The organism is Flavobacterium sp. (assembly GCF_046293665.1).
Classification (GTDB): domain Bacteria; phylum Bacteroidota; class Bacteroidia; order Flavobacteriales; family Flavobacteriaceae; genus Flavobacterium.
On sequence record NZ_JBKBOL010000017.1, the window covers coordinates 1 to 4,327 of the forward strand.

General features: G+C 30.9%; 4 protein-coding genes and 1 pseudogene. 3 read left to right on the forward strand and 2 right to left on the reverse strand.

Annotated features, from left to right (window positions below; genetic code table 11):
* The 3 genes from ACK4R1_RS14740 to ACK4R1_RS14750 all read left to right on the forward strand — a co-directional run.
* Positions 1-864: RHS repeat domain-containing protein (locus ACK4R1_RS14740; RefSeq protein ID WP_409688771.1), on the forward strand; the 864-nt coding region annotated here is incomplete at its 5' end.
* Positions 839-1,435 carry a hypothetical protein gene (locus ACK4R1_RS14745; protein ID WP_409688773.1) on the forward strand — a complete coding sequence of 199 codons (597 nt, stop codon included), beginning with the start codon at positions 839-841 and terminating at the stop codon, positions 1,433-1,435. The genes ACK4R1_RS14740 and ACK4R1_RS14745, both read left to right, overlap by 26 nt.
* Positions 1,436-1,636: 201 nt before the next feature.
* Entirely contained in the window at positions 1,637-2,680 is a 1,044-nt protein-coding gene (locus ACK4R1_RS14750; protein ID WP_409688776.1) for a tyrosine-type recombinase/integrase, read from the forward strand.
* A gap of 70 nt (positions 2,681-2,750) precedes the next feature.
* On the opposite strand, the gene ACK4R1_RS14755 is transcribed toward ACK4R1_RS14750, so the two are convergent.
* Together ACK4R1_RS14755 and ACK4R1_RS14760 are read right to left on the reverse strand one after the other, a co-directional pair.
* The gene (locus ACK4R1_RS14755; RefSeq protein ID WP_409688778.1) at positions 2,751-3,125 is read right to left on the reverse strand and encodes a hypothetical protein; all 375 of its coding nucleotides are present in this window, start codon (positions 3,123-3,125) and stop codon (positions 2,751-2,753) included.
* A gap of 3 nt (positions 3,126-3,128) precedes the next feature.
* Positions 3,129-4,214, reverse strand: a pseudogene (locus ACK4R1_RS14760) (hypothetical protein); the annotation flags it as partial.
* Between the last annotated feature and the right edge of the window lie 113 nt (positions 4,215-4,327).

Sequence of the window (4,327 nt, forward strand, 5' to 3'; positions counted from 1 at the left end):
TCTTTCGGAAGCCTAGTGCCTAACCGGTATGATAGCTTAAATAGCGGGCATCGTTATGGTTTCCAAGGACAGGAGAAGGATGATGAGATCAAAGGCGAAGGAAATTCTTTGAATTATACTTTTAGGATGCATGATCCGAGAGTGGGTAGGTTTTTTACCATTGACCCTTTGAGTGCAAAATATCCACATAATTCTCCATATGCCTTTAGTGAAAATAGGGTTTTGGATGGTGTTGAATTAGAAGGTTTAGAAGTTAGGTATGTCCATAAAGACTTAAATACTAACGATTTTAAATCAACTTTGAAACTTCTAAGTATGACTCAATCAGGAAAAAAGTTTGACAAATTATTTTTAAATCAAAAGAAGATAGATATTCTTTACTATCCATTAAAATCTTATTGGGGAGAAGAAGGAATGACCAACATAATTAGAAATAAAAGTGATTTTGATAAGTTAAAGTCAGGAAGTCATAGAGCTTATTATCAAAACTTAGAGTATGAGCATGTAAAATTAGCAATAGAGGATGGTAAAGAATTAATCCTCATTGGAACCTCCTTTTCGCCTAATTGGGAAAATGAAAAGCAATTAATTGATGAATCATTCGTAATTAGACATGAAGAAACGGCACATGCAATTAAATATTTAAAAGGGAAAGTATCTTCAAATGCCAAAGATCATGGTGAATATAACTTTATGGAAACAACAAGCAGCCCATCTAATGAAAACTTAGAAAAAGATGAGCGTCTAATAGGTTCACCTGCTCAAAAAGATTATACGGAACTTAAAAAAGTTATTAAGGAGAATAAAGAGATACAGAAAAAACTTAAACAGAAAAACGATGAGAAAAAAAAGAAAAAAAGTTAATTTGATACCGATTATACTTTTAATATTTCTATTTTCTTCATGTAATATAAATGATCCCGAAGAGATTAATTTTAAAGATTGGGAGAAAAAACAATTTGATAAATCATTTATTAAATTATTTAACCAAAAAGCTACATTTTATGATGGTATACCTACTGTTGAAAATTTTATGATTGGCAAGTTAGAGCAAGAGAATAACAAAATTTATTTCAAAACAGATAAAATTAGATTTGTACTTTTTGATTTTAGCCTACCAGTAGGTAACTGCATTAAAATACACTATAAGAAAAGTACACTTTTAAGCAAAAATTATTTTTTATGTAAAGAAGATGCTTTTTTTGATAAATTAAGAAATGATTCAATATATAAGTTCTGTTTTAAAAAATATAAAGTTTTTAATAATAACAATGGGGTTGTTTATTTTGTAAGTAAAACAAATGGTATTTTAGGGTGCTATTTGGTTGATTATTCAAATTCTAATAACATTCCAATGATTAATGAAATCATGTTTGGGGAAGTATTTGAAAATAGATACCATTATGAAAGATATACTCGTTTTACTATAAAATAGGTACGTTAATATATAAATATATTGAATATTAACCTATCTTACGTACATCAATCATTTTAATAAAAAGGCTACAACTACCACCTTTTCGATTAAAATATTTAAAATGAGTTTTTAAATTTTTATAAGAGTCAAAGACTACAACTATGAAGTTGTATTTTTTTATTTTAACACATTTCCAGTATTTTTGGTAAAAACCACCACATGAAAAAGGTCAAACCATTAATCCCTTTATTTAAGCAATTTATCAAAGAATCAGAATCGGGTAAAAGATTGAAAAAAAATGGGGAACGTATCGCTAAAAGCTCAATAGACAATTATACTTATGTATTAAGAAACCTTATACTTTTTTCGGAAGAAACCAAAACTGAACTAAGGGTTTGTGATATTCTAAAGCTCTCAAAAAAGGAGTTGCTCTCAGAGAAAAACTATTGGAAAAAGTTTTATAAAAACTTTACGGAGTTCTTATATAAAAAAGGTTGCTATGATAATTATGTTGGCGCTACAATCAAAGTGATAAGGGTGTTTTTCAATTACTTAAAATTAGAAAAAGAGATTTATGCCGGAGATTTTCACAAGCAGTTCTATGTTAGGAAAGAAGAAATTGACATTTTGGTTTTATCACCGGAACAATTAAAATTTCTCATTCATGATAAGGAGTTTGAGACAAAGCTAACACCAAGTCTCAGAAAAATAAAAGACATATTTGTTTTTGGTTGTACCACAGGATTACGTTACTCAGATATTTTTTTATTGACCAGTAAGAATTTTGAGCAGTCGGGAGAAGATTGGTATTTAAAATTAAAATCGAAGAAAACTAAAACAAGTAGTTCTATAAAGTTGCCTAACTATGCGGTAGTCATTTACCAAAAATACAAATCAAAAAACACCAAAGCGACATTGTTTGGAAACATAACGCTGTTTAACTTCAATAAGAGCTTAAAAAATATTGGTGAGTTGGCCGAATTCACTACTCCAATAGAAATATCACGGGAAAAACAAGGTATTGCCAAGAAAATTAAAAACACTAAAGAAAGTAAAGACCGCTTCTGTGATAAAATGAGTTCACACATGATGCGTAGAACCGCGATAACGACCCTTTTAATACTTGGGATGCCGGAACATCTTGTTAGAAAGATTAGTGGTCATAGCACTACTAGTAGTTCTTTTAACAGGTATGTGCATTACGCTCAAGTCTATATTGATAGAGAGATTGATAAGGTGCATAGTAAGTTGGAGAGTTATTAAAAGACTAATTAGTGTAGAATAAAAAACTACAACTTTAAAAGTTGTAGTTTGATCTTGCATACGATATAATCTAATTTTTCATGTCTGTTAATGAAAAACCCGCATTTAAAATTACAGATGTATCAGTAACTTCTTGATCCAAAAATATTTTTGAAAATTTCGGGTTTTCAGTGGATAAATTAATTTTATAAAATCGATTTACACATTCTTCTCTTTCAAAATCCTTCAAATTATCATTGTTGTAATAAACTTTATTGTTAAAATAATATTTAAAATAATATCTACTATTACTCCTGTTACTATAAAATTTGTATACCATTCCAACTGTTTCAAATCTGTTTTTTTTTATACTCTCTTCTATTTCGTTTGTCGCAGTTAAGGAAAAAATGAACAAAAAAGTAAAAAGCATTAAGCCTATAACCAACGGTATATATTTTTCTTTCATAATTTAATCTTCTTCAGTTTTTTTCTTCTTCTTTTTATTTGAATTATTTTGCGCTTGATTACTTGGACTTGAAAATTTCGTATTAAGAAGCTGTTCAATTTCTTTAGAAGCGGCATTTTCCATTACCTCCACTCCTGTACCAGCTGTCATGTCTATTGTAGGTGATACTGAGATACTAAAATCCTTCAAGGGTTTAAAAAGGTCATCCAATTTACTGTTGAGTTTGCCCCCTAAAAGATTACCCGTAAATGAACTTGTAAACTGCGAGGGGGATGAATAGTCTCTTTTGCCCTTATAATTTAAGAAAAAAGAAGATTCTCCAATGTTTGCCGGCAATGCCTTAAAAGTAAACGCAAAAGCAGTCTGAGATAAATTTATATTTTCATCAAACTTACCGCCATTTGCAAGAACTTGACCGGTTACATTTGTAAATGCATTGACACCACCAGTGTAAGTCGAAGTCTGTACTATGCCTTCATACGTAAAAGAAGAAGCCAACGCACCCTTCCACAATGGTCCAGAGGAAGCTAAATAACCAAATTCTGTATTCAAAGTTACTACAGTAGCAGAAGCCAATCCTGTTTCCGCAATTACTGCTCCACCACCAATCACAGTTCCAGAAGCAACAGTACCTGCAACCAAAATTTTACCTTGTAAATCGACAGTTGCGGTTACAGCATCCACCATATATAATTGTTGCTTTCTTTCTTCAGAAATAAAAGGATTGTTATTAATTGTTTCATTATTTTGTCTTACTGGAGAGGCCATTCTCTCCACACTGTTACTTAAAGAGAGTTTTATCTTTAGATATGCCATTGAAAACCACCAACCCCAATTAAAACCTGGTTCTTTTCCTTCCAACTCAACAGCGTCTATTACTCTATTTCCGCTAAATTGGTATGGCGAATAGTAAGGATATTGCTTCGTTAACGGATCAACTGCAAAAAACCTGCCCACTCTCGGATCATGCATCCTAAAGGTATAATTCAAAGAATTTCCTTCTCCTTTTATCTCATCATCCTTCTCTTGCCCTTGAAAACCATAACGATGCCCGCTATTTAAGCTATCATATCGATTAGGCACTAGGCTTCCGAAAGGATATGTAAAATATCAATAAGAACGTATGGTAAATATAAACAAAGCTACAACCAAAATGGTTGTAGCTTTGTTTGTCAATTATTAAAAATAAAACTTTAGGTAAT